Genomic DNA, 26,788 nt, shown 5'->3' with positions numbered 1-26,788 from the left:
TACTTATTGGCAAGCTAAACCTTTGTTTTATGACACTAGAGCCCATATTTGCACTTCTCCTGATCAGTTTCCTTAAAAAGAAGGTCAACTATCAAAAGGTAGATTACGATTTGGCTAAATATCTTCAGTTTGGCTTTTATGTGAGTATCGCATTGATCATCCTTGACGTTGTTTCAAGCACTTATTTGGTTACTTTGCTTGTACAAGTCTTCCTATTTGCTCTATTGTACCTTGTTTACCGCAGACAGGAATTACAGGCGGGAAGGCACATGATTTTTTCGATACTGCCTTATGCTATCCTTTCATTTATCAGCTCTTTTGTCCGGGAGTTTTTTTCATCATTTTACAAAAAAACAGATGATTTTTTCGAGAGTGCCGTGTTGTTTGGCGTTCTTTGGTACGGAGGTATGTGGCTCGTGAACAGAAATCAACGGAAAGCTTTAGAGAGGGAACGGGCTAGACGCGAAGCGGAAGAGGCGCAACATCGGATTATGGCGCAGCTGAAAGTCGATTTAGAACACGAAGTAGCACAACGCACGACCGAGCTGGTTAAACAAAAAGAAGAGTTGCAAGTGACGCTCGACGAATTAAGAAATACCCAAGCCCAACTTATTCAATCGGAAAAAATGGCCTCTTTAGGTGAACTCACGGCCGGTATTGCCCATGAGATACAGAATCCCCTGAATTTTGTGAACAATTTTTCGGAAGTGAGTATCGAGCTATTGGACGAATTGAAAGGAGGGCCTCTGAAGGCACTGGAAGGAGCTCAACAAGAGGAGGCAGAAGAAATTATAGCAGACCTAACGCAGAACTTAGACAAGATTAATTTTCATGGTAAAAGGGCTGACGGTATCGTCAAAAGTATGCTCCAACATTCTCGTAGCAGCAGTGGAAAAAAAGAAATGACCGATATTAATGCACTAGCGGATGAATATGTTAGATTGAGTTATCACGGTTTGAGAGCCAAGGATAAATCGTTCAATGCCACTATCGATACCCAATTTGCCACCGCCTTGCCTTCCATTGAAGTGGTACCGCAGGATCTCGGCCGTGTGCTGCTTAATCTTTTCAATAATGCTTTTTATTCTGTCAACGAGAAGAGAAAACACATAGGTGGGAGTTTTATGCCAAGAGTAACCGTTATTACCGAACATATAGTTGATGATGCTCAAGAAGCATCGATTAAGATTACGGTGGCCGATAATGGCCTAGGCATACCAAGTGCCATCTTAGAAAAAATATATCAGCCCTTCTTCACGACCAAGCCAACTGGTCAAGGCACCGGTTTGGGATTATCTATGAGCTATGATATTATTACAAAAATGCACGGAGGAGAGTTAAAAGTAGAAACGATAGAAGGAGAATACGCAAAATTTATTATTACTATACCCGACAAGCAATGAAAGTATTAGTTGTTGACGACGAGATCGATATACAGCCCTTATTCCGACAGCGATTTCGTAAGGAAATCAAAACGGGATCCATCATTTTTGAGTTCGCATTGTCTGGAGAAGAAGCTGTTCAATATCTTCTTCACGATGGTTCCGAAGTTGTTCTTATCCTGTCTGACGTCAATATGCCAGGTATGAGTGGGTTGGACTTGTTATCGCATATCAGGCAGAAACACGGAGGGACACCACCTTTTGTGATGATGATTACGGCCTATGGAGACGAAGAAAACTATCGGCAATCGATGCAATTAGGTGCTAATGACTTTTTGACGAAACCACTTGATTTTAACTTGTTAAGGGAAAAATTAAAAAATTTAGAAGAGCATGGCTAAGATATTAGTTGTAGACGACGAGGCAGATCTCGAACTTTTGATCAGGCAAAAATTTAGAAAGAAAATCCGAGAGCAAATCTATTCATTTGTTTTTGCCAAGGATGGCTTGGAGGCGCTCCAATTGTTAAAAGAAGAAGAGGATATTGATATTATTTTGAGTGATATCAATATGCCTGGTATGGATGGATTGACCTTGCTTACTAAACTCCCGGAGGCCAATCCCGTAATCAAAGCCGTGATGGTTTCGGCCTATGGAGATATGGAAAATATCCGTACGGCAATGAATCGAGGTGCGTTTGATTTTGTCTGCAAACCGGTGAATTTTGATGATCTGGATGTAACAATAGAAAAAACACTGGGACATGTGGAACAGATCAAAAGCACATTAAAGGCCATTAAAGAGAATAATATCCTAAAGATGTATGTGGATGAGAATGTGCTCAATTTTATGACGCATCAGGAATTTGAAAAAAGCTTATTGATCAATGAGACCATTGAGGCAACAGTTGTGTTTATTGATATTTGTGGTTTTACGGCCATTACGGAAACTGTCGCCGCTGATGATGTAGTAAAACTGATTAACGACCTGTTCGATGTAATCGTGAAAGAAATTATCAGTTACAATGGACACATCGATAAATTTATGGGCGATGCGGTGATGGCTGTCTTTAAAGGGGAGTATCACTTGGACCGGGCAATTGATGCGGCGCTGGCAACGAAAGAAAAGATTGCAGCTATTGAGGCGATTCGATCCGGCGATCACACCTTTAAGCCCGACGTCTCTATAGGCATCAATACCGGCGAGGTAATTTCCGGTAATATTGGATCAGCTTCACTGAAACGCTTAGATTATACCGTTATAGGTGATGCCGTTAACTTAGCCCAACGCTTACAGTCCATAGCCAAAGCCGGTCAAATCGTTGTTGCTGAACATGTTTATGAACAGGCCAAGCAATCGTTCGGCTTTTCATCGCTTGGAACCGTAAACTTGAAAAACAAAGCGAATCCTGTCAATATTTATGAAGTGACTGCATAGTAAGGGATTAATGTTCCCTTGCTCTTCTCTTCAATATACCGCCCGCTGCTTCCTTAATGGTATTTGTATATACGAAGGCTTGCGGATCAACTTGATGTACCATATTCTTGAGCCTTCGTACTTCAAATCGAGTTACCACCGTAAAAACAATATCAACAGGGTGGCTCACATCAAAACTTTCTTTTAAGAAGCCGCGCTCACCTTTATAGACCGTAATGCCTTTTCCCATGTCTTTTACTAACCTTTCCTTAATCAGTTCGCTATGGGCTGATATAATATTAACCGCTGTATACTCTTCGAGCCCTTCAATTACGAAAGTAATAGCCCTTGATGCGGTATAATAAGTCAGAATGGAATAGAGTGCAGTCGGAAGTCCCAAATGAACCGCTGCAATCAAGAAAATAATAATGTTGATACCTAAAATAATCTCACTGATGGTAAAGCTGCTCCGTTTAAGGGTATAAAGGGCGAGCACTTCAATACCGTCCAAAGCGCAACCGCCCCGCATGGATAAACCGACGCCAATTCCCATAAAAACGCCACCAAAAATGGAAACCAGTAGTTTATCGGATGTGATAATCGGGTAAGGAACATATAGCAAACATATACCTAACAATATGACGCAGGCCAATGTTTTTAAAGCGAATTTCTTGCTTACCTGGAAGGCGCCCATTATAATGAGGGGAAGGTTGGCGAGCACAATGACATAAGCAATGTTAACATGGTAGATTTCGTGTATTAATAAAGATATTCCGGTGATACCACCATCAAAAAACTGATTAGGGACCAAAAAACCTTTTAAGGCAAAACCACAGAATAAAATACCCGTAACTACATAAATAATGTCACGGGCGATCGCCGTCGATTTTGAGTTCATATTGCTAAGATTCCGAATTTGTCTTTAATTTGGTTAAATTTCCTTCTTTTAATTTATTACGTAATGCTTTTGCGGTATTGCTAAAATATCGATGATTTGAGAGAAACTCCAATTGTAGCTGCATATACTCCTGATGAGAAGATACGGTGCCAAGCGCTAACATTTCACGATAGAGTTTTTCGCTTATCTCAAAAAAATCTGTTCGCCCCAAATAATCTAAATCTGCATCGCAGATAATTTCTTCCAGGTGATTTTTTGGTTGCTGTGGCACTTTCGTCGCCATGATTAAGTCGCTAATTTGGCTAATATCCTGCTCGCTATAGGAATAATGAGGGAGATACTTGCGCGCCATATGGCATGAGTGTAGTTCGTGATTTTTAGCAGATATTAAGAAACCCGTATCATGAAAAAGTGCTGCAGTCGATAACAGCTGTAATTCATTCTCGGTAATATGCTCCTGTGAGCCGATTTCTTTTACCGCATGCATAACATCTTGCGTATGGTCCACATTGTGATAGCTAAAAGAGGCAGTAAGCTCGTGTCTTAACTTATCTAAAATGAATGTAGTAACCCGTTCAAGTTGCATTTCTATTGTTATAGAGGGCTAAGATATTAAAATTTCTTAAATGGTGAGGAAATGCTCGTAAGATCGTGAAGCTCCTAGTTAGCGCCGGATTTGCTTTTTAAAGAGCTGATTGGGCTTGAAATGAGTGGCAGAAAGCTTCTTGCTATCCTATTAAAAAAACATAACAAAAAAGGAATAAAAAATTATAAAGACAATAGTTAAATATCCAATTTCATAGTTTTTTAATAGTTTTGTTATCGTAAAATAATCGTAAAATATACGATGAATTTACGATAACAAAACGATAACTTTACGATAAATCTGCATTTTTTATATATTTCTTTTTCTATTCAAACTTATTTTTTTCTATTTTTATTGTAAACGATAGGTATAAGTCCTATCAACAGAGAGAAAAGCGTTATTTAGCATTTAAATCTAAATTATGGGAACTTACAACAAAGGCATAAATGGACCTTTTAGTGGTAAAACAGGTAGCATTATTGGCAGTCGTTGGCGAGGTGTAAATTATATTAAAGGCTTTTCGCGGACTTACAAGAATAAAGGTAAACCAAGTGAAGAGCAAGTTTTGCATTATAAAAAATTCAAATTACTAAATGAGTTTTTTATTCCTATAAAAAAAGTGGTGGAGGTGGGTTTCGGAAATTACTTACGCAAAGCTACTGCGCGTAATATTGCTTTTCAGCAGAATTTTGATCATGCTTTTTCACTTGACGAAAATAACGAGCCGCATTTAAACTATAGTTTGATTCAATTCAGCAAGGGAACTTTATTTACCGCGGGGGCTGAAAAATTGGAGATAGTGAAGTCTGGGCAGATAAAAGTAACCTGGAATCCGAAAACCTATGGATTGGGTGGTTCCTTAGATGATCAGGTTCATATTTTATGTTATACAGCGAGTAGTGACCTATTTGATTCACCAGACACCACGCCTTTGCGCTATCAAGCGGAAGCTACGGTTAGATACGAGGCATTAGAAGGCGAGTGCATTCATGTATGGTTATTTCTTAGCGATAGCCAAAAAAAACGAGTTTCTCCTACCAAATATCTTTCTATAACCAATAACCCACAACCCACAGCCAATAACCAACAACCAACAACCAATAACCAACAACCAATAACCAATAACTAATAACCAATAACTAATAACCAATAATATTAGCTTATGGAATTTTTCTTTGATGCAAATATACCGAAAAAGGAAAAAGAACCTTATGGAAAGCTTGCCAGTCAACAGCGCATGAGATTGGCAATGGCCTTTTTGAACCCTTTACGGCCTGTTATCAACGAGGGTTGGAGCCAATATGGCAATGGTAAAAAGAGTAAAGCCTTTGGGCAAGCATTAAAAAAAGTAATACAGGAGGCGGTTGCAGGCACCTATCCTGATCAAATGATTGTTCCTGAAAGGGTAATGATCAGCATGGGAGCTTTACCCCCGCCTGCCATAGCCGATGTAGTGCGATCGCCCGGTATATTGGAAGTCTTTTTTACGAACGAACCACATCCAATGGCAAGAGATAGCGATGAACTGGTCTTAATTGTAATCAGTCCCGAGCTCGGCATAGGCGCCAAGAGTGATCAGGTTTGGTATCGTAAAGACGGACGTATCGAAGTAGAACTTCCACCACAATTTGAAGAAGGCTCTTTTCATGCTTATACCTACTGTCATAACCGAAAAAAAACCAGCTATTCAAAAAGTTATTATTTAGGTTATTTTGAGGCGCTTCTTGATCAAAAGAGGGGCGACGGAAATATTCATGCTCAGATAAAACATTAAGATTTATTCATGATTTATTAATAAAGGGACTTTAGTTTTGATGATTGGAAATATTCTGTTGGTAATTCAACGCTATGACGACCTCCTTTTCAACTGTGCTTGCCGAGAAAAAGCTTATAGATCAAATGAAGGCCGGTGATCCGGTAGCTTTCGGAAAAATTTATGATCATTACAGCCAGGCGATTTATGGTAAATTGCTGAAATTTGTGAAGATCAGTGCTGTTGCCGATGAAATGCTTCAGGACGTCTTCTTAAAAGTTTGGGAAAATCGCCATACATTGGATTCAAATTATTCGCTTAAGCCTTGGTTGTATAGGGTTACTGAAAACGAAATTTATAAGTTCTATCGAAAGGTGGCATTGGATGTCAAACTACAAACGCATATTCTACAGACCTTTGATGAACTTTACACCCATACGGAAGAGGACTATTACCTCAAAGAAAGCCGCAAACTATTACAGGATGCAATGACCGATATGCCACCACGTTGTCGCGAGGTTTTTGAGTTATGCCGTTTGCAAGGAAAAAGCTATGAAGAAGCGGCATTACAATTAGATATATCGATATCAACCGTTAGCAATCATCTTGTTCGCGCAACCGCTATCGTTCGAAAGACCCTATTTCAGTCCACCGACATGGCAATGATCGTTGTAACCGCCTATATGGTTTATCGCTAGGTGATAAATTTAAGAAGCTTCATCCCTAACTTTTTCCTCCATGAAAAATCAAAATAAGACGATTGCATTTCGTTAAATCAGGAAAAAGTAAAAAAAAATCAAAAGTGATTAGTGTGTTTTTCCTGCTCGCGCATATTGGTAATAAAAGAGCAAAAAGTGGATAAACAGCGACGCCCCATTACCCCCTTACTTAAAAAGTATATTGAAAATGCATGTACGCCGGAGGAACTACATGCTCTCTTCGCGTACTTTGGCACCGCTGACGAAGGAGAATTACGTTTACAGATCCGGGAATTGATCGATCAGGAGGATGTGACTATGAAGAGAGAGCCAGACCACCTTCAAACGATCAAATACCGATTGATGGAACAGATTAACACAGAAACGCCTAAAAACAGAAGTTACTATTCTTTCCGTTACATAAAGTATGCTGCTGCTGTATTTCTGTTCGCACTTATAGCAAGAGCGCTGGTTGGACACTTTTCAAAAGCCCCTGAAAAAAAGGAAACGTTGTTAACCGAAAATAACCACCGGTCAAAGATTTTTCAACAACAGAATTTTTCAAAGGATGTGCGCGAGCTTAGACTCGTGGACGGATCGAAAGTAACGCTATACCCGCAAAGCGTTTTTCTGTATAACGAAGATTTTGGCAAAGACAATCGGAACATTGAGCTGGTGAAGGGGCATGCCCGCTTTGAGGTGGAGCCAAACCCAGGAATTCCGTTTATTGTGAAAAGTAAAAGTTTAATCACGAAGGTGCTGGGGACCGTATTTGATGTTAACCTCGAGCGCAAAACGCTGCTGATGTTAAACTTCTCAAAGGTAAGGTAGTCGTTTATAGTGGCAAAGATTTCAAGAAAGAGACGTATTTAATACCTGGGAAAAAACTCAGTTTAAACTTGGAAACAGGTTTAGTGGAGGTTACTGCAATTAAACGGACACAATCACTTAAGAAAATACCATCTTTAAAAACCGAAGAATCGGCTGTTTCTCTTTCATTTCGAAATACCTCGATTTCAGAAACATTCAGAACCTTAGAAAAATACTATAAGGTATCAATTGATTATAAGGATCGGGATGTCAAGAATCTGTATTTTACCGGTAACCTCGAGGAAGATATGCCACTGTTAACTACACTTTCTATTATCTGTAATATGAATAATCTATTATTTGATCAACGTGGGGATACTATCCTGATTCATAGAAAACAATAAAATAATCAAAATACAAACAGCGATGAACTGCAAAAATTGCGGTATGGCTTCTTATTGTGTAAAAAATTAAAATAAGATAAACAGACAATTTATGAAGAAACAAACTTTTGAGTGTTGCTTTTGGCTACTGTTGCTGCTCGTGTTGGCAAAACCGGGACTTGCGCAGCAACAAGCAAGTATTAAAGGGGTAGTTGTTGATACTGCCGGTAGACAGCTGGAGGGGGTAACGGTAACCGTTCAATTGAGGGAAAATCAGCCTGTAAAAACCACAATTACAGACAAACAGGGGCTATTTCAGGTTAACGGCTTACAAAACAACGCTACCTATAGACTTAATTTTCGGTTGGTGGGGTATCGGCCATACAGCGAAGAGTTACCTACCAATCAGGGGTCTACCAGCTCCATATATATTAAATTAAAGCCTCAGGAAACGATGCTGGACGAAGTGGTGCTAATTGGGTATGGTACAAGCAAGAGGAAGGATCTGACGGGTTCGGTAAGTACCATTTCAACAGAAAAGTTAGCGGACTTACCTGCAACCAGAATTGATCAGATGTTGCAGGGGCGCGCAGCAGGCGTATATGTTAAATCAACAAACGGCGCCCCGGGAAGTCCTACTACCATTCGTGTGAGAGGTTCCAGATCCATAAGTGCTACCAACGAACCCATTTATGTCATCGATGGTATTGTTGATCCAAGTGGAACAAACCTGAACTCAATTAACCCAGCCGATATCGAAAGCATTGATATCCTTAAAGATGCTTCTACAACAGCTATTTACGGCTCCCGAGCCGCCAATGGGGTAGTACTGGTTACGACTAAAAAAGGGAAGGTGGGTAGAAATGATTTTCGTTTTTCTACGAATCAGGGGGTATCGCAACTAGCAAAGCGGCCGGAAATGATGAATGCGAGAGAGTTTGCTGAATTTATAAACGAAGCCCGTATATTCGGGAAGCAGCCGGCGCTATATCCGAATGTAGATTCAGTCATCAATATAGTCGGCGAAGAAGGTACAAATTGGATAGATGCGGTAACTCGTGACGCTCCGTTTTCAAGTTATGACTTATCAGCGTCGGGAGGAGCAGGAGGGGATCATGGTTATACTTATTATTTGTCCGGTAATGTATTAAACCAGCAGGGTATTATTGAGAATACCGATTTTAAGCGTTATCAGGGGCGTCTTAATTTTACGAAGAACCTCTCGTCCAAGGTTAATCTTGGCGTTAATCTTAATATCAGCCGCGAAAACAAGAAGCTTAGTAGCATGAATTTAGGATCGAATACGGGCTGGTCATCCTCTTATGTTTTTTTAGCACCTACTATACCTATCTATAAAGCGGACGGAAGCTATGAGACATTCAATCCTATCTGGTATACAGGAGGACATATTGATAATCCGGTAGCGATTGTGAATAAGATCACCAATAAGCAGCTCGCTAACAACGTTATTGGAAACTTTTACCTTCAGTACGAACCGATTCCGGGGTTAAAGCTAAGGTCTTCCTTGGGTATCAATTTTATCAATCAGCGAGCGGATTACTACAGTCCTTCGGATATGCCAAGCAAGATTTATAACAAGGTTATGTACGGCTCGGCCTCTTCTGATATCTACAATACCAGTAGCTTAATTAATGAGAACACAGCGAATTATACGAAAAGCTTCGGAGAGCATCACTTCGATTTTCTTCTTGGAACGAGCTACCAGACCAGGGATATCGACCGCTTATATGCTTCGGGTTCGCGACTTACGAATGATATTACGCAATACAATAACCTAGGGATTACAGAACAGGAGAATCGGGGCATCGCTTCCAACCTGGATGAAAATACGATTGTCTCTTTCTTGGGACGCATTAATTACGATTACAAAAATCGTTACTATTTTACCTTTACAGGTCGTAGGGACGGCGCCTCAAATTTTGCCGCAGGAAAGAAGTGGGGCTTTTTCCCATCAGGTGCTGTCAAATGGAGAATCTCTAATGAATCCTTCTTTGAGCATGCTAAGATCCGTAGCGCGATATCCGATCTTTCCCTCCGGGTCAGTTACGGTTTATCGGGAAATCAGGGTATTGCCAACTACCAGTCTTTGGCTTCATTATCGGCAAACAGTAATGCGTATATTTTCGGAGGTACGCAGGCCTTGGGTTATACGCAGGGAAACATTGGCAATGACGGGTTGACATGGGAGACCACCTCTCAATTGGACGCTGGACTTGATGTTGAATTCCTTAATGGAAGAGCGAGCTTTACGGCCGACTATTATCGGATGGTGAGCAAAGATTTGTTACTGACCGTTCAGATTCCATCACAAACCGGGTACGGATCACGTATTGTTAATCTCGGAAAATCATTAAATGAGGGTTTTGATTTTTCACTAAGTGGCGATGTGATCCGAAATCGTAATTTCACATGGAACGCACTCATCAACCTCTCAACAAATCGACAGGAAGTAACCGATATCGGTCCGCTCAGCAGAGTTTCTTTAGATGCCGGCATCGGTTACGGCGTACTTACGAGTTATTTAGAAAAAGGTGTACCCATCGGTGCTAATTATGGTGTTGAATATGCAGGAACCTGGAAAAGTCAGGAAGAAATAGATGCCGAATTGAGCAAGCCTGCCGGCGAGAGAACCCTGGTCTCAACGGCCAATCTTTATAGACCCGGAGGACCACGATATGTTGATTACAACCAGGATGGGGCACTAAACGCGATGGACTACCATTACCTTGCACCGGCAAATCCTAAATTGTTTGGTGGATTTGGAAGTACATTTACTTACAAACGGGCTATGCTTGATTTCTTTTTTCAGTTTAGTCAAGGCCATAAAATGTTCAATGCCATGGAATTTTTCGCAGGGATGGGTTCTTCTTTAACGAACCAGTACAAGTATATGGTTGACCGTTGGTCGCCAAATAATCCAACTTCGGATATTCCGGCAGTGGAATCGCGTGATAACATACCGGGCGACCGATTATTGCATGATGCTTCTATCCTTCGGCTTAAATCAGCTCAGCTCAGTTATAACCTAAAGGGTTTGTTGTTGAAACGGCTTGTTAAAGATATGAAGGTGTTTGTCAGCGGCACGAACCTGTTTCTGCTGACAAAGTATAATGGATTTGATCCCGAAGTAAATAGTGGCGGTAGTAGTTCAACAATCATTGCTACTGACAATGGCAACTATCCGAATAGTAGAACAATAACCCTCGGACTAAATATGACCTTTTAATCCAAAGTGACAATGAAAACAAGAATAATAACAATGAAAATATATCTGTTTATGTTCCTGCTAACTGGGAGCATGCTGATTGGAGGATGCGAAAAAGCCTTGGACGAAGATGCGAAGACCTTCATTGCTCCGGATAAGTTTTTTACCAACGGCGAGCAATGTACACAAGCCGTCAACGGCGTCTATGGATCTTTAAACACGATTTATGGATCGCCGGAATTTTGGCGGATTGTAGATCTGGGTACCGATCTTTCTTATACGGAAGATGCAAACAATCTCATCCCGCATGAATATACCTTCACTTCCGGAAATACAGGTACCGGTGGCATTTGGAGCGCAGCCTATACGGCTATTAAGAACGCAAATATGGTAGTCAACCGCGTATCACAAGCTCCTATTGACGACCAATTAAAAGGACGGCTTGTTGGAGAAGCAAAATTTCTACGGGCTCTTTATTACTTCATACTATCTAATTTTTGGGGAGATGTTCCGCTATGGACGGACGAGCTGAATGTAGATGCGGTAAGTCAGCTTGCACGAACACCACTAGTTGAAGTTCGAGCTCAGATTGTAAAAGACCTGAGCGAGGCTGCTGAAACACTTCCATTAAGCTATGGCACGAGCGATGTAGGTAGGGCAACTAAAGGAGCGGCCTTGACCCTTTTGGCTAAAGTATATCTTTATAACAAAGAGTGGACAAATGCGCAGCAAACCGCACTACAGGTTGTTCAAAGTGGCCAATATTCGCTGTTACCAAATTATGCCGATGTTTTTGATGTGCATAATCGTTTTAAAAACAATGCGGAGTCCATTTTCGAAGTTCAATTTCTTCGTGATGCTGCCACTGCCACCAATATCAAAACACACCAGCAGGTATCCTATTATATGCCTGCGAGAGATCCAGGCAAAAGCACGTATGCAGGTGTAGACTTCGGGAATTATATTATCGATGGATGGAGCGTCTGCAGGCCAACGCTTAAATTAGCGAAGATGTTCGAACCGAACGATCAGCGTAAGGATGTTGTGCTCGGCTATGGTTATAATGGGCAGACCTTTACCAAATGGCCGAGACCGGACCACCCCTGGTTCGGGCCTAAATTTTGGGATCTAGATGCCAATGCGCAAGCAAGTGGTAAGAACCTTTATATATTACGTTACGTAGATGTCTTATTGATTCTGGCAGAGGCTTATAATGAAGATGGAAATATAGCAGAAAGTACAAAATGGCTTAATGAAGTAAGGAAACGCGCTAAATTGAATGAGCTCGCAAACCCGTCACAGGAAAACCTACGTGAGGAGATCATGAAAGAACGTGCCATTGAATTTGCCGGTGAATTTCAACGAAGATGGGATTTAGTTAGATGGAATAAGCTGGTGGAGGCCGTTAAATCGGTTGCTGACGACAATCCGATAGGAGCGGCGAATATCAAACCGTTTCATAACTATTATCCGATTTCTGCGGAGGAGATTATAAAAAATCCAAATCTAACGCAAAATCCGGGTTACTAGGTTTTTACGATGAGTAAGTTTATTAATCTACATAATTCAATGAAAAGATTATTAATTTTTTGCATGGTTTTTATTTTTGCCTGCTGCAAAGAAGATAAACAAGCTTTTTTTCAGAAAAGCACCACCATGTCAGCTCAAGCTAAAGGAGTGACAGAAACGGTTACTGACGACTGGATATGGGCCGGTAATCAGGCTACTAATAAAATTGAAATCTATGATCCGGGGGCCGAAGACTGGAATAGCTCCGCTGCGCTGAAATGGTCGTGGAAACCGGAGACAGCTAAAGGCTATTCTCAATATGCGCTAGATCATTGGGGGTTGCCGACAGATTTCAAAGTCCGCACTGTTAACGTATGGGGAGGAAACCATTTAGTTGCTTCCTGTTCAAATGGTTTAGTTACGATTGCTTCTTATCCTGGGGGGATAAAGAAATGGGCTTATAATCTCGGATTTAATCCGCATGGTGTAGAATTGTTGCCAAATGGAAACATCGCCGTTGCTGCTACAGATAAGGATTCGGTATTGCTTTTCGCTTCTTCAGTTGGAACGGACAATTTAGCCCATGCAGCCATTCGGCTTAATAAAGCACATGCCGTTTTATATGATCCGGTGGAGCATATTCTTTGGGCAACGGGTAATGATTTTGTGATGGCCATGCAGGTAGGCGGAACAGATGCCACTCCTACTTTGACGGAACTACCGGAAAGACGGGGGCGTTTGAACACAACCAGTAGTGCAAATCCCTATGGGCATGATCTATCCCGAGACCTAAACGACCCTAATATATTATGGGTGAGTACCAATGGAGGTGTTTATCGCTTTGATAAAACAACAAAAGCGTTTACGGATGCTCCTAATCTGCTTAACAAGACTTTTGTGAAAGGCATCAGCCGACAACAGTCCGGTCTATTTGTACTTACACGTCCAGATTCGGAGAAGACAACCGAACTACCGGATCCTGTTACCAGTCCAACCTGGTGTACACGCTATGTGGATATTTATTCCAGCGATGGCTACTTTCAATATTATCGGACAAAGAACGGTGCAAAGTTTTACAAGGCGAAAATTTTTCGTACGCCCTATTGAAAAGGAACGTAAAGAATCACCGGAAATAAAAAGTGTTTGACAAGGTTCGGTGAATAGTTGATCTCAGACGGATGTAAAAAATAAACCCCTCTTTTGAAGGGGTTTATTTTTTTTCTCTAAGACAGACTACCATTCGAACTATTGGCTTGAATCGCGAGTCTTTTCATTAAATAAGATGTCTTGGAATAAATTTACTTTTATGTTAATTTTTTCACTCCTTATTGTGCAAATATTTTTTTGTGCCTATCACAGCATCCGCTAATTTCCATAAGTTTTGGTTAATTTTCTTATTAAAGGTATATCAGAAGGAGTTTGCAATAAAAGTTTATAAAAATTCAGACACAAATGTATATATACAATCTATTAAACTCAATGGGAGACCATTGAAGAAAAACTATATTAGCTTTGCCGATATCAGCATGGGAGGTGTTCTTGAATTATATATGGGAGCATCCGGTTTCAAGGGCAGGTAGCTTCAGTTGAGTATAAATAACAAACCCCTCGAAAAGAGGGGTTACTTATGTCCCATCTAGGCTCGAAAGCGGAAAGCGTATATCCGTCAATGCGTACCGTTTCAGGATATCAGCAAATATCATTTGTTTATTCCATTGCTTGTCATATTTTTACTAGAATCATACGAATGGCTATAATTTCAATATCTACATGAGTAAAAGACCGAGTGATATTCCGATATTAAATTTAGAACGGGAAATTATACCGGGCTTGCATATCAGGCGTATAGACAATAAGCCACATGGCAGTCCTCCTATAACGACTGCTCATCGTGATGACTACTTTGTTTTTCTGTACCAGCAGTCGGGAAGGTCAATACTTTCCATCGATTTCAAAGAGGTAATCTTAGATGAGCTCAGCATTTGTTGTATTTTACCCGGAAGCGTCCACCATTTTAATTCAGCAGATAAAGTGAGTGGCTGGATGTTAGCAACGAGTTCGGAATTAATAGATGAAGTTGTTAGGCGTATTTTACTTGATAGCGTGTCGGGAGACGTGTTCCATGTAAACGGCACAGCACCTTTCTTGGATGAGATAGCGCGCGCTATCGCCGGTTATCAATCAAATAGCGGTAAACTGATATCGGTCATCGTTACGCATTTAGTATCGGCTTTCACCGGTATTTTCGCTCAAGTTATCAAAATAAATGAAAAGAAAACTTTAGGCAATAGGGCTGCAGCTATTACTTTTGAATTTGGCAAAATACTCAGGAATAATTTCAAGACACGAAAAGCGCCATCATGGTATGCTAGTCAGCTTAACCTTTCACTTTCTTACTTAAACGAATGTGTACGAGTAACAAGCGGGATTGCGGTAAGTACATACATTCAGCAGGAAATTGTTTTAGAGGGTAAACGACAACTCGTGCACACAGACTTAAGCGTTAAAGAGATTGCCTATGGGTTGGGCTATTCCGATCCGGCCTATTTTAACCGTGTTTTTCAGAAGATAGTTGGTGAGCGTCCAGCAGCTTTTCGTAAACGATACCGCAAATAGTACAATTTTTCCCGCGGATCAGGTCTGTACCATTAGGGACCAATTCTATTGTTTTGTATTAAATTTATTTTATATGAACGAATACAAAACAACAATCAAGAGTATGTTTAAAGAAATCTTTGAAAGCACCGCCTTTAATGAGGCGGCGATTCAAAAGTACTTTGATCAGGAATACATCCAGGAAGTAGATGGTAAAAAATTAAACTACGCTCAGTTCTGCAAGCATGTTAGCCTGCAAAAGGAAACGATAAGGACGCTGAGCTTTGACTTTCAAACCATAATCACGGAGGGCAACATATTGTTTTCCAATCATGTAGTTCGCGGTACTACAAAAGACGGACGTTCGGGTAAGTTTCGGGTCATTGCTGAATTCCATTTCAAAGATCAGAAGATTATTTATTGTAACGAACTTACCCACATGATCAGTGGCGACGAAAAAGATCGCGATTTAGGGTCGAGGCACTAATTTCAGTTGTAGCCACCCATGAAAGTCGCCGATTTTATTTTTTAAAATCTTTAAAGCGGATTTAATTTTCTTTAAATCAGACGGTTATTTGAAATGAGGGATAATTGATTCAATGTTTCCAGACCTTTACGTTTGAAAATTTAAAAGCCCAAACCGCTACAGTGAGCCCAGTGTTCAATTGTATTTGTCTGATTACTAAGAAATTGATGGTAAATAAAAAGGGCAAAAAGCTATTGAAAGCATTTGCCCTTAAAGTGCTCCCACCTGGGCTCGAACCAGGGACCAAAAGATTATGAGTCTTCTACTCTAACCAACTGAGCTATAGGAGCGGCAACCATTGCTGATTTGCGAGTGCAATTTTACATATTTGTAGGCACATTTTAAAATTAATTATGCAAAATATTGAAAATATTATCTTCGATTACGGCAATGTAATCTTCATGATCGACTTCGCTAAGGCGCATAAAGCCTTTACCGATTTGGGTGTCAAGGGAGTAGAAAAAGTGTTTGCCCATACCGAACAAAATGCTTTATTTGATGATTTTGATATGGGACGAGTTTCTGCCGTGCAATTTAGAGATGGGATACGTGAAGTTACGGGAAAAGCTGACTTAACAGACCAACAAATTGATAATGCATGGAACTCCTTGTTAATAGGTGTACCTAAAGGTAGACACGAATTATTATGGCAACTAAAAGATCGATACAACACCTTTTTACTTAGTAATAACAATGAAATCCACTATCAATCCATTATGGAGTACCTGAAAAAAGAACATGCCTTGGAAGATAACAGCAGCTTTTTTATCAAAGATTATTACTCTCATTTATTAGGCATGAGAAAGCCAAATTCGAATATTTTTGAATTTGTTTTGCAGGCACACCAGCTCGAGCCGGAAAAGACATTATTTATTGATGATAGCCCCCAGCATCTTGTTACAGCCAAAAAGCTGGGAATACAGACGGAATTATTGACCGCTCCTGATACCTTAGAACTCTTGGTTCAACGGCGAAAGCTTCTTTGAAAAATAGCCGATGGTCTCATCGGCTATTTTTTTCTGCGATTTTTTTCTTTTATGATAAGGCTCAGTTCTCGGCCTGTTTGTCCGGCAACAGAGGTATTCTCTTGCGCTCTTCTAAAGAGGTAGGGCATTACCGCTTTTACCGGCCCGTAAGGCATATACTTTGCCACATTGTATCCGGCAGCGGATAAATTAAAGCTAAGATTGTCACTCATGCCCAATAATTGGGCAAAATAGACTCGGCGATCACCTCTCGCTATTCCTCTTTTATCTAACTCCGTTGCTAGGAGGTAACTGCTGGCCTCGTTATGCGTGCCAGCCATAAAACCTATTCGATCAAGGTTGTCCAAACAAAAATGGATAGCCTCATTATAATCACGATCAGCGGCTTCTTTATTCGGTTGTATGGGGGATGGATAGCCCCTTTCTTCAGCTCGCTTTCGTTCAATTTCCATATAGGCGCCACGCACTAACTTAGCCCCAACATAAAAATTATCAGTTTGAGCTAAGTAGACATCTGCCTTTAACGCAGCCAAAATATCGTGGCGGTAAAGCTGATAGGTGTTGTATACGATTGCTTTTTCCGTATTGTATTTTCGCATCATGTCTCTAGCCAAGTCATCAATGGTATCCTGTATCCATGAATGTTCGGCATCGACTAAAACGGCAACGCCTGCTTGATGCGCAAATGTACATATTTTTTCCACCCTGTTTTTTACACGTGCAAATTCAGCCGCTTCTGTTTCCGTCAATGGTTCGCCTGCATTTACCTTTGCCAGCAAATCAAAGCGGCCCAGGCCCGTTACTTTAAAAACGGAAAACGGAATGTTTGTATCCTTTTTGGCGCGCTCGATCGTGCGAATGCTCTCAGCCAACACGTGATCAAAAGCTTGTTCACTTTCTTCACCCTCTACCGAATAGTCGAGGATGGTTCCAACGTGTTGAGAAGCCAATTGCTGAATTGTTTTTTCGCAGCCTTCAATTGTTTCTCCGCCACAGAAATGTTCAAATATCGTTTTCTTGATGAGACTTGTAATAGGTAGGCCGATATTAAGCGCAAAGTTCGTTACCGGAGGACCTACTTTAGTCAAAAAATTACTGGAAATAATTTTAAACAGCCAATAAGCTCTGTTTAATTCGGCATTGCTTTTACTGCGAAAAGCGATTTCAGTGTTGTCGAAAGTAAGATCACTCGCGGCAACAGATTGTGGTTCTTTTGATGGCGAAATCATGGAGCAAACTTAGAGAAAAAATCGATGGCTTAATAGCAGAAAATGTTATTTTCGTTTGCTTTCATCTAAGAATTTTATGTAGGTTTGGTTTATGATAAATTTTACGCTTGATAGTGAATATATCCATCTTATTCAATTGCTAAAGGCTGTCAATGTAGTGGAGAACGGTGGAGAAGCACAAGCTGTTGTAAGTGAGGGGCTCGTGAGCTGTAATGGCGTCACGGAGTTTAGGAAGCGCTATAAAGTTAGAAAGGGTGATGTCATTGAGTTTTTACAATATAAAATAGTGGTTGACTAGTTATCTGCCGTCAGAAATCGGATATCGGCTGATTTCTGAGAGCTGAAAGCTGAGAGCTAATAAGCATGATCAAAGAAATAAAAAGTAATACTTATTCCGTATATTTTGAGAGACAGTTCAACGCTTTGCGCGAATTTTTAAATAAAAACACTTATTCCAAAATTTTTATCTTAACCGATCGTAATACCAGCGAGCACTGCTTGCCCGTGTTTACATCATCGATGCCGGAATTAACGGCATACGATTTAATAGAAATTGATCCGGGAGAAGAGAATAAAAATATTGATTTCTGTATCGGTATCTGGAAAATGCTCTTGGATTTTGGTGCTGACAGAAAGAGCTTACTCATTAATCTGGGGGGAGGGGTTATAACGGATATCGGTGGTTTCGCTGCGTCGACCTTTAAACGAGGAATTGATTTTATTCAAATACCTACAACCTTATTATCGCAAGTCGATGCCTCGGTAGGGGGGAAGACCGGAATTGATATGGATGGGGTAAAAAATATTATTGGCACGTTCACACAGCCAAAAGCGGTACTTATTAATAGCGACTTCTTAGCTACTTTAGACGAACGGCAAATGGTTTCTGGCTTTGCTGAAATGATAAAACATGGGTTGATCTATGACCAGGGTTATTTTGGAGAGTTACAAAGAGTTGATTTAAAAGAATTGGATGAGGATTATATTTACCGCTCCGTTGCCATAAAAAATGATGTTGTTACAAAGGATCCAACGGAAAAAGGACTTCGAAAGATTTTAAACTTTGGGCATACAATTGGACATGCGGTTGAAAGTTATTCTTTAGCAAACGACTCCTTTCCTTTGCTTCATGGCGAAGCAATTGCAGTAGGCATGATCTGTGAAGCTTATTTGTCTCATCGTCATAACGGGTTGTCTCTGGAATCGTTGAACGAGATCCGAAGCTATATCATGCATCTGTTCCCAAGCTATTCATTTGGCGAAGCCATATATGAGTTTTTATATACTTATATGCTGAATGATAAAAAGAACACCGGTGATAAAATTGGTTTTGCGCTTCTAAATAAAATAGGAAGTTGCGATTTTGACCTATATATTCAAAAAGAACAAATTTTTGAAAGCTTGGATTATTATCGTTCATTATTGAATTAAAAAGTCAAAACCCCGAAGGGCTCATTGATACCTTAAGAAACAAACAAGATATCAATAATTAAAAAGTCAAAAGCTTGGCTCCCGAGAGGACTCGTGAGACCCCTCGGGATGCTCTGTCTTCAAGGGATGTTTTTATTAACTGATTAATAACTTTATAAAACTTATGAAACTAAAACGTTATGCATCTATCTTCGCCCTCATTTGGGTTGCGGGTATTTGCTTTTCCTTTTGTAAATCGGAAAAGAATATCGACCATTCGCAAGTGAAACCGCTGGTACTCGTGTTTTCAAAAACCGCGGGATTTAGGCATGACTCCATTGAAAAGGGGGCGAAAACCATCGAAGAACTTGGCGAAGATAATGGCTTTGCTACAGAACATACAGAAGATGCTTCCGTTTTTACAGAAGATAATTTGAAAAAATATAAGGCAGTTGTTTTTTTAAGTACAACAGGCGATATCTTAAATGATGCACAACAAACGGCATTTGAGCATTATATACAGCAAGGTGGAGGATTTATGGGGATCCATGCAGCAGCCGATACCGAGTATGATTGGCCGTGGTATAACAAATTGGTGGGAGCATGGTTTCTGAGTCACCCAAAGCAACAGGACGCAACCCTATTGGTGTTGGATAAAAATCATCCAGCTACTGAACATTTAGCAGATACTTGGCGCAGATGGGATGAATGGTACAATTATAAAGATATAAATCCAGATACAAAAGTATTAATGAAACTGGATGAAACCAGCTATGAAGGTGGTAAAAATGGAGATAATCATCCTATTGCCTGGTATCATAACTATGATGGTGGAAGAGCTTTCTATACAGGCTTGGGACACACGAAAGAAAGTTATGATGAGGTGGATTTTCGGAAACATCTCTTGGGCGGCATAAAGTATGCTATGGGGGAGTAGTATTCACTATTTAGTTAGCTAATTAGCCGATTAGCCAATTATCGCATTGGCTAATTATCACATTGGCTAATTAGTTAAACTTATATCAAATACTCAAACAAAGTCTGGTCGGTATTAACTTCTTTGAAATCAAAACGATGTTGACGCATGCGGCTCAACAAAGCATCATAATCTTCTGCTTTATGAAGTTCGATACCTACAAGTGCAGGTCCTCTTTCGCGCTCTGTTTTCTTGATGAATTCAAAACGGGTGATGTCATCATGAGGTCCCAATACTTCGTTTACAAACAGCTTCAATGCACCGGGACGTTGCGGAAAACGAACGATGAAGTAATGTTTGAGGCCTTCGTATAAAAGGGATAACTCTTTTATTTCTGCCATCCGATCGATATCATTGTTGCCTCCGCTAATGATACAGACCACTGTTTTGCCTTTTATATCTTCTTTACAGAAATCCAAAGCTGCTACTGAAAGCGCTCCTGCAGGCTCTACAACAATGGCGTCTTCATTGTAAAGTTTCAAAATGTTCGTACATACTTTTCCTTCTGGAACCAATATTACTTTTTCTAGGATCTCCTTACAGAGCGGAAATGTCAACTCACCAATCCGTTTAACAGCAGCGCCATCTACAAAGCGATTGATTTCACTGAGTGTTACGGGTTGCTCCGCTTTTAATGCTTCCGTCATGGAAGGGGCACCGGCCGGCTCCACACCTAAGATTTTGATGGCAGGATTTTCGCTTTTTAAATAATTTCCAACTCCCGCGGCAAGGCCTCCTCCTCCAATCGGTATAACTACAATATCGATATCAGGCTGATCTTCCAAAATTTCGACCCCCACGGTGCCTTGTCCTTCGATAACACGATAGTCATCGAACGGAGGAATAAAGGTCATGTTATTGGCGGCAGTGTAGGCGAGGGCCTCTTTTAAACAATCGTCAAACGTATCACCTACGAGCACAATTTCGATCTGTCCATTCCCAAACATGGTCGTTTGCGTTACCTTCTGTTTTGGAGTGATTTCCGGCATAAAAACCACCCCTTTCACGCCTAACTTATTACAAGAGTAGGCAAAGCCCTGCGCATGGTTACCCGCACTGGCGCATACGACGCCCCGTTTAAGTTGGTCATCACTTAGCGAACTTACCATATTATAAGCCCCGCGAAGTTTATAGGATCTTACCAGTTGTAAATCCTCCCGTTTTAAATAAACGTGACAAGCATATTTTTCCGAAAGCCTGGGGTGGTATACCAGCGGGGTGCGATTTATTACGCCGCTTAAACGGGTGGTTGCCGTTTTATAGTTTAATGTTAAATCCATTTCATCGGTATTACTAAAAAAGATACCAGAGCAGTCAAAATAATGACAAATCTGGTATCTTTTTGAGGCAAGCGCTTAAATATTCGCTGCCAACCAGTCGCCAACTTCACTGGTTTTATAAGCTTTATTATTCTTTCCTGCCAAGTCTTCTGTTACAATCCCCTCGGCTAGCGATTTATTGACTACTGCTCGAATGGCTGCTGCTTCTTCTTTTAAATTAAAGGCGTCTTCGAACATCATGGCAGCTGATAATACAGTAGCAAGTGGATTAGCAATATCTTTTCCTGCAGCTTGCGGGTAAGAACCATGAATCGGTTCAAAAAGGGAGGTATGAATACCGATAGACGAAGAAGGCATTAAGCCCATAGATCCCGAGATAACGGAAGCTTCATCCGTTAAAATATCGCCAAATAAGTTCTCTGTTATAATGACATCATACGAACTGGGCCATTGTACGAGGCGCATGGCAACGGCATCAACGAATTCATAACTTACTTCTACTTCCGGAAAGTCCTTTTCCATATCCTGTACCGTTTCTCTCCATAAGCGAGAGCTTTCCAATACGTTGGCTTTATCTACACAGCATAGTTTTTTTCTCCTGCCCATCGCCATTTCGAAGCCCAACTTGGCAAGACGTTGAATTTCTTCACGGGTATAAGTACAGGTGTCAAACGCAGTATCGCCATTATCTTTGCGTCCTCTTTCACCAAAGTAAATACCACCGGTCAATTCGCGTAAAATCACTAAATCAGTACCCTCAATGCGCTCCCTTTTTAACGGCGAATTATCGATTAAGGAAGGAAAGGTAAACGTAGGGCGAACATTAGCAAATAGGCCTAGTTTTTTGCGCATTTTAAGCAAGCCTTGTTCGGGACGTACCGTAGCTTTTGGATCATTGTCAAAGCGGGGGTGGCCAATCGCACCGAATAACACCGCATCCGCTGCCATACAAACCGCATGGGTTTCATCCGGGTAAGGTTCGCCGACCGCATCAATTGCCGCAGCACCTGTTAACGCTGCTGTCCAGTTGATTTGGTGATTAAATTTCTTTGCTACTGCATTGACTACTTTTACGGCCTGGTCGATAACTTCCGGGCCAATTCCATCTCCTGCTAGAAGAGCGATATTTAAGTTCATAGTGTTAATTAAAAAGTAAAAATTCAAAAGTAAAAATTAAAAACCCTGAGGGGCTCATTGATGCTTTAAGAAACAAACAAGATATCAATAATTAAAGAACCTGCCTCCCGTAGGGATGGTCAAAACTCCGATGGCTCTTGTCTTACTACTTATCTGCCTGCCGTCAGGCAGGTGTCTTATGTCTTGATACTTATATCTAAGCACACTAAATAATATTCAACATTTTTTGTGTCGCCTTGATGGCGCAGACGGTTTGATCCGAGTCGAGACCTCGAGTTACAAAGGTTCGACTGCCGGTTTCCCAGGTGATAATGGTCTCACATAGCGCATCTGAGCTACTGCCTGGTGCGATACGAACGGTATAGTCTACTAGCTTTGGTAAACGCAGGTTCTTTTTTGCGTATACTTTAGCCAAGGCCTTCATAAATGCGTCGAATTGTCCATCACCCTGCGCATGCTCTTCCATTGTTTTACCATCAATGCAGACAGCGATAGTAGCCGATGGACGTAATCCTTTTGCATGCGTCAAAACATATGATTCCACCTTCACTTTTTCTTCATATAGATTGCTGTCTAGTACATCGGAAATAATATAGGGTAAATCTTCTTTAGTGACGGTTTCTTTTCTATCACCTAACTCAATAACTCGTTGGGTGACTTTTTTCAGGTCTTCCTGATTAAGCTTTAATCCGAGTTCTTGCAAGTTTTTTTCGATGTTAGCTTTACCGGAAGTTTTGCCGAGCGCATATTTGCGTTTTCTGCCAAAACGTTCGGGCAGTAGGTCGTTAAAATAAAGATTATTTTTATTATCACCATCGGCGTGGATACCTGCAGTCTGCGTAAATACGTTTTCGCCGACGATTGGCTTATTTGCAGGAATCCTGATGCCTGAAAAGGTTTCAACTAGTTTGCTGACTTTATAAATCGCAGATTCTTTAACGGAAACCGTTACATCCGGAAGAAAATCGTTCATTACTGCTACGACACTGGCCATAGGTGCATTACCGGCTCTTTCACCCATGCCATTTACTGTTAAGTGTAAGCCATTCACCCCCGCTTTCACTGCTTCCAGTACATTGGCCGTCCCTAAGTCGTAATCATTATGCGCATGGAAGTCGATATGTTGGTCCGGATACTTATGCCGTAGCTCTGCGATATACTGAAAGGTCTCACTCGGTGTCAATAGGCCAAGCGTGTCAGGCAATAGTATCCTTTTTATAGGCTGTTTGGAGAGAAAATTTAAATATTGATATACATATTCAGGTGAATTTTTCATCCCATTGCTCCAGTCCTCCAAGTACACATTGGTGTCAATGCCCTTTTTACTTGCTAATGCGATAATATCAGCGATTTCGGCAAAATGTTGTTCAGGTGTCTTTTTGAGCTGATGAGTGAGATGATTTAAAGACCCTTTGGTAAGTAAGTTTTGCACCTTTGCACCTGCCTTCAACATCCAATCAATAGAAATACCATTGTCTACAAAAGTCAATATTTCAATAGCTTGGAGATATCCGTTTTCCTTAGCCCAACTAGTTATTGTTTTTACCGCTTCGAACTCTCCTTCAGAAACACGCGCCGACGCAATTTCAACTCGGTCTACCAGCAATTCTTCCAATAATAATTGTGTAATTGTTAATTTCTCTGAAATAGAAAAAGACACACCCGAGGTTTGTTCACCATCACGCAAAGTGGTGTCCATTATTTCTATTTTCCTTTTCATTTATTTTTAATTAAAAATTCAAAAGTAAAAATTCAAAAAGTCTGTCAGGCGTGCCGGTTTTACATCTAATACCTAAACGCCAACTGTTAACGCCTATCAAAGTAAAAAAGCTTGCCTCCCGGAGGTGCCACTACCACTGCAACTGTCACCGCTACGGCAACGGCTACCGTTACTATTTTATCGCTCGCAACTGACAACCCACAACTGGAAACTTTAAAACGGCAGTGTCGAAGCAAAGTCCTGAATCTCTCCTTTTATATTCTGGAGGTAATCAATATCATCAAAACCATTTGATAAGTTGTCCTTTTTATAGGGACTAATATCAAATTTCTCCTTTTCGCCAGTTGGCAAAAGGGTAATGGTTTGTTCCGGAAGATTCACTTCCAATTCAGTTTTCGGATCGGCAAAAACAGCACTGAAGATCTTTTCTAGAAATTCAGGACTTACCTGTACGGGTAGCACGCCGATGTTAAGACAGTTGTTCTTGAAGATATCCGCAAAGAAGCTAGATACCACACAGCGGAAACCATAGTCGTAAACAGCCCAGGCAGCATGTTCGCGCGAAGAACCGGAACCGAAGTTTTTTCCGCCCACCAAAATCTTACCACCGTAAATAGGATTGTTTAAAACGAAATCACTTTTGGGAGTATTATCCGAATTATATCGCCAATCACGAAATAAATTGTCGCCAAAGCCTTCTCGCTTAGTTGCTTTAAGAAAACGTGCAGGAATAATTTGATCGGTATCCACATTTTCGATAGGAAGTGGAACCGCTGTACTTGTCAATATATTAAATTTATCGTAAGCCATAGAGATTAAATTAAAGTTCTTGGATCGGTAACAACACCGGTAACAGCAGCCGCTGCTGCTACAAGCGGACTTGCGAGCATGGTACGTGCACCTGGACCTTGGCGCCCTTCAAAGTTTCTATTCGAAGTACTTACCGCATATTTACCGGCCGGCACCTTGTCATCATTCATTGCTAAACACGCCGAACAGCCAGGTTGGCGCAACGTGAATCCAGCCTCTGTCAGGATATCCAATAGTCCTTCTCTTTTAATCTGTTCTTCCACGATATGCGAACCAGGCACAAGCCATACGGTAACATCCTCTGCCTTTTTCTTTCCTTTAACTAAAGAGGTAAAAGCCCTGAAATCTTCGATACGTCCATTTGTACAACTACCGACGAAAACATAATCTACTTTTTTACCAATCATGGATTCCCCTTCATGGAAGCCCATATAACCTAAGGACTTTTCATAAGTGGCCACACCGCCCTCTACTTCAGACGCATCCGGAATATGATTGGAAATACCGATTCCCATACCGGGGTTTGTTCCATACGTGATCATCGGTTCGATGCTGCTGCCGTCGAAGGTAAACTCTTTATCGAATACCGCATCACTGTCTGTTTTCAAGGTTTTCCAATAGGCCATGGCCTTATCCCATGCTTCACCTTTTGGCGTAAACTCCCGATCTTTAATGTAAGTGAACGTAGTTTCATCCGGGGCAATCATGCCGCCTCTTGCGCCCATTTCAATACTTAAATTACATACGGTCATACGGCCTTCCATGCTCATCTTTTCGAAAACTTCACCCGCATATTCAACGAAATACCCGGTAGCACCCGAGGTAGTTAATTTAGATATGATAAATAAGGCAACATCTTTAGGTGTAACGCCTTTACTAAGAGAACCCGTTACGTTAATGCGCATCTTTTTAGGTTTCGGCTGCATGATACACTGTGAGGCCAATACCATTTCTACTTCTGAGGTACCGATGCCGAATGCAATGGCTCCGAAGGCCCCGTGTGTAGACGTATGCGAATCACCACATACAATGGTCGCACCAGGTTGTGTAATTCCGTTTTCCGGTCCGATCACATGTACAATACCATTTTTTTGGTGGCCGAGCCCCCAGTGTCTAATACCGTAAGCATTGGCATTTTCTTCCAATGCCTTTAACTGATTGGCTGAAAGCGGATCAGCCACAGGAAGGTGTTGGTTAATAGTTGGCGTGTTATGGTCGGCGGTAGCAAATGTACGCTCCGGATATAATACGCTAATACCACGGGTTTTAAGCCCTAAGAAGGCCACCGGACTGGTAACCTCATGGATTAAATGACGGTCGATAAATAACACGTCGGGACCGCCCTCAATCTTTCGTACTACATGCGAGTCCCACACTTTATCAAATAACGTCTTGCTCATTTTTATTTAGTTAGATTTTAATTTTTCTTGCTATTTAGTACTGCTCAGTTTATCGCTT

Annotated in this window: 26 protein-coding genes and 1 tRNA gene; 18 read left to right on the top strand and 9 right to left on the bottom strand. The window is 40.9% G+C overall.

Annotated features, from left to right (window positions below):
* Window positions 1-29 precede the first annotated feature (29 nt).
* The 3 genes from M1D52_RS19825 to M1D52_RS19815 are packed head-to-tail and all read left to right on the top strand — an operon-like array spanning window position 30 to window position 2,819.
* Complete coding sequence (locus tag M1D52_RS19825; protein ID WP_437393190.1) at window positions 30-1,403, top strand: sensor histidine kinase; 1,374 nt, start codon at window positions 30-32, stop codon at window positions 1,401-1,403.
* Window positions 1,400-1,783 carry a response regulator gene (locus tag M1D52_RS19820; protein WP_377612629.1) on the top strand — a complete coding sequence of 128 codons (384 nt, stop codon included), beginning with the start codon at window positions 1,400-1,402 and terminating at the stop codon, window positions 1,781-1,783. The genes M1D52_RS19825 and M1D52_RS19820 overlap by 4 nt, the downstream gene beginning before the upstream one ends.
* A complete protein-coding gene (locus M1D52_RS19815; protein WP_130856398.1) occupies window positions 1,776-2,819 on the top strand; it encodes an adenylate/guanylate cyclase domain-containing protein in 1,044 nt (347 codons plus the stop codon). The genes M1D52_RS19820 and M1D52_RS19815 overlap by 8 nt, the downstream gene beginning before the upstream one ends.
* A gap of 7 nt (window positions 2,820-2,826) precedes the next feature.
* Here M1D52_RS19815 and M1D52_RS19810 read toward each other — a convergent pair whose 3' ends face one another.
* Both M1D52_RS19810 and M1D52_RS19805 read right to left on the bottom strand, forming a co-directional pair.
* Window positions 2,827-3,696 (bottom strand): YitT family protein, encoded by an 870-nt coding sequence (locus M1D52_RS19810; RefSeq protein WP_013665537.1) that lies wholly within the window; start codon window positions 3,694-3,696, stop codon window positions 2,827-2,829.
* Between the two features lie 4 nt (window positions 3,697-3,700).
* Window positions 3,701-4,282 (bottom strand): HD domain-containing protein, encoded by a 582-nt coding sequence (locus M1D52_RS19805; RefSeq protein ID WP_013665538.1) that lies wholly within the window; start codon window positions 4,280-4,282, stop codon window positions 3,701-3,703.
* Between the two features lie 421 nt (window positions 4,283-4,703).
* Between M1D52_RS19805 and M1D52_RS19800 the strand changes: the two genes are divergently transcribed.
* The 11 genes from M1D52_RS19800 (at window position 4,704) to M1D52_RS19750 (ending at window position 15,743) form a co-directional block, all read left to right on the top strand.
* A complete protein-coding gene (locus tag M1D52_RS19800; protein ID WP_437393191.1) occupies window positions 4,704-5,411 on the top strand; it encodes a DUF6266 family protein in 708 nt (235 codons plus the stop codon).
* Window positions 5,412-5,444: 33 nt separating this feature from the next.
* Window positions 5,445-6,056 carry a DUF6266 family protein gene (locus M1D52_RS19795; RefSeq protein ID WP_130856400.1) on the top strand — a complete coding sequence of 204 codons (612 nt, stop codon included), beginning with the start codon at window positions 5,445-5,447 and terminating at the stop codon, window positions 6,054-6,056.
* 74 nt (window positions 6,057-6,130) lie between these two features.
* On the top strand, window positions 6,131-6,733 hold the full coding sequence (locus M1D52_RS19790; protein ID WP_130856401.1) for an RNA polymerase sigma factor: 603 nt from the start codon (window positions 6,131-6,133) through the stop codon (window positions 6,731-6,733).
* Between the two features lie 156 nt (window positions 6,734-6,889).
* Window positions 6,890-7,564 carry a FecR domain-containing protein gene (locus tag M1D52_RS19785; protein ID WP_437393192.1) on the top strand — a complete coding sequence of 225 codons (675 nt, stop codon included), beginning with the start codon at window positions 6,890-6,892 and terminating at the stop codon, window positions 7,562-7,564.
* A 68-nt stretch (window positions 7,565-7,632) separates the two neighbouring features.
* Window positions 7,633-7,947 carry a DUF4974 domain-containing protein gene (locus M1D52_RS19780; RefSeq protein WP_437393193.1) on the top strand — a complete coding sequence of 105 codons (315 nt, stop codon included), beginning with the start codon at window positions 7,633-7,635 and terminating at the stop codon, window positions 7,945-7,947.
* 91 nt (window positions 7,948-8,038) lie between these two features.
* Window positions 8,039-11,173, top strand: a complete 3,135-nt coding sequence (locus M1D52_RS19775) for a SusC/RagA family TonB-linked outer membrane protein (RefSeq protein WP_437393194.1) — start codon at window positions 8,039-8,041, stop codon at window positions 11,171-11,173.
* A 12-nt stretch (window positions 11,174-11,185) separates the two neighbouring features.
* Window positions 11,186-12,682, top strand: a complete 1,497-nt coding sequence (locus M1D52_RS19770) for a RagB/SusD family nutrient uptake outer membrane protein (protein WP_457941582.1) — start codon at window positions 11,186-11,188, stop codon at window positions 12,680-12,682.
* Window positions 12,683-12,721: 39 nt separating this feature from the next.
* Window positions 12,722-13,768, top strand: coding sequence for a DUF6528 family protein (locus M1D52_RS19765; protein WP_437393196.1), 1,047 nt, complete (start codon window positions 12,722-12,724; stop codon window positions 13,766-13,768).
* A gap of 239 nt (window positions 13,769-14,007) precedes the next feature.
* Window positions 14,008-14,241 carry a glycoside hydrolase domain-containing protein gene (locus M1D52_RS19760; protein ID WP_437393197.1) on the top strand — a complete coding sequence of 78 codons (234 nt, stop codon included), beginning with the start codon at window positions 14,008-14,010 and terminating at the stop codon, window positions 14,239-14,241.
* Between the two features lie 190 nt (window positions 14,242-14,431).
* On the top strand, window positions 14,432-15,277 hold the full coding sequence (locus M1D52_RS19755) for an AraC family transcriptional regulator (RefSeq protein WP_437393198.1): 846 nt from the start codon (window positions 14,432-14,434) through the stop codon (window positions 15,275-15,277).
* Between the two features lie 73 nt (window positions 15,278-15,350).
* On the top strand, window positions 15,351-15,743 hold the full coding sequence (locus M1D52_RS19750) for a nuclear transport factor 2 family protein (protein ID WP_437393199.1): 393 nt from the start codon (window positions 15,351-15,353) through the stop codon (window positions 15,741-15,743).
* Window positions 15,744-15,998: 255 nt separating this feature from the next.
* Here the strand turns inward: M1D52_RS19750 and M1D52_RS19745 are convergent.
* Window positions 15,999-16,072: transfer RNA gene (locus M1D52_RS19745), tRNA-Ile, on the bottom strand.
* A gap of 63 nt (window positions 16,073-16,135) precedes the next feature.
* Here M1D52_RS19745 and M1D52_RS19740 point away from each other — a divergent pair.
* Window positions 16,136-16,768: an HAD family hydrolase gene (locus tag M1D52_RS19740; protein WP_437393200.1), complete on the top strand. Its 633-nt coding sequence runs from the start codon at window positions 16,136-16,138 to the stop codon at window positions 16,766-16,768.
* A gap of 23 nt (window positions 16,769-16,791) precedes the next feature.
* On the opposite strand, the gene M1D52_RS19735 is transcribed toward M1D52_RS19740, so the two are convergent.
* Complete coding sequence (locus tag M1D52_RS19735) at window positions 16,792-17,997, bottom strand: proline dehydrogenase family protein (protein ID WP_437393201.1); 1,206 nt, start codon at window positions 17,995-17,997, stop codon at window positions 16,792-16,794.
* A 91-nt stretch (window positions 17,998-18,088) separates the two neighbouring features.
* On the opposite strand from M1D52_RS19735, the gene M1D52_RS19730 reads away from it, so the two are divergent.
* From M1D52_RS19730 to M1D52_RS19720, 3 genes are all read left to right on the top strand, one after another.
* Window positions 18,089-18,295 (top strand): RNA-binding S4 domain-containing protein, encoded by a 207-nt coding sequence (locus M1D52_RS19730; RefSeq protein ID WP_013665551.1) that lies wholly within the window; start codon window positions 18,089-18,091, stop codon window positions 18,293-18,295.
* 65 nt (window positions 18,296-18,360) lie between these two features.
* On the top strand, window positions 18,361-19,428 hold the full coding sequence (aroB, locus tag M1D52_RS19725) for a 3-dehydroquinate synthase (RefSeq protein ID WP_437393202.1): 1,068 nt from the start codon (window positions 18,361-18,363) through the stop codon (window positions 19,426-19,428).
* Window positions 19,429-19,591: 163 nt separating this feature from the next.
* The gene (locus tag M1D52_RS19720) at window positions 19,592-20,344 is read left to right on the top strand and encodes a ThuA domain-containing protein (RefSeq protein ID WP_377612502.1); all 753 of its coding nucleotides are present in this window, start codon (window positions 19,592-19,594) and stop codon (window positions 20,342-20,344) included.
* 80 nt (window positions 20,345-20,424) lie between these two features.
* Here M1D52_RS19720 and ilvA read toward each other — a convergent pair whose 3' ends face one another.
* From ilvA to leuC, 5 genes are all read right to left on the bottom strand, one after another.
* Window positions 20,425-21,663 (bottom strand): threonine ammonia-lyase IlvA, encoded by a 1,239-nt coding sequence (ilvA, locus tag M1D52_RS19715; RefSeq protein ID WP_013665554.1) that lies wholly within the window; start codon window positions 21,661-21,663, stop codon window positions 20,425-20,427.
* A 75-nt stretch (window positions 21,664-21,738) separates the two neighbouring features.
* The gene (gene leuB / locus M1D52_RS19710; protein ID WP_013665555.1) at window positions 21,739-22,800 is read right to left on the bottom strand and encodes a 3-isopropylmalate dehydrogenase; all 1,062 of its coding nucleotides are present in this window, start codon (window positions 22,798-22,800) and stop codon (window positions 21,739-21,741) included.
* Between the two features lie 205 nt (window positions 22,801-23,005).
* Window positions 23,006-24,520 (bottom strand): alpha-isopropylmalate synthase regulatory domain-containing protein, encoded by a 1,515-nt coding sequence (locus M1D52_RS19705; RefSeq protein ID WP_437393203.1) that lies wholly within the window; start codon window positions 24,518-24,520, stop codon window positions 23,006-23,008.
* 213 nt (window positions 24,521-24,733) lie between these two features.
* Window positions 24,734-25,330 (bottom strand): 3-isopropylmalate dehydratase small subunit, encoded by a 597-nt coding sequence (leuD, locus tag M1D52_RS19700; protein ID WP_013665557.1) that lies wholly within the window; start codon window positions 25,328-25,330, stop codon window positions 24,734-24,736.
* Window positions 25,331-25,335: 5 nt separating this feature from the next.
* The gene (leuC, locus tag M1D52_RS19695; protein WP_377612499.1) at window positions 25,336-26,730 is read right to left on the bottom strand and encodes a 3-isopropylmalate dehydratase large subunit; all 1,395 of its coding nucleotides are present in this window, start codon (window positions 26,728-26,730) and stop codon (window positions 25,336-25,338) included.
* Window positions 26,731-26,788: the final 58 nt, after the last annotated feature.

Source organism: Olivibacter sp. SA151 (assembly GCF_054130995.1).
This window is presented reverse-complemented; position numbering and strand designations above follow the sequence as displayed.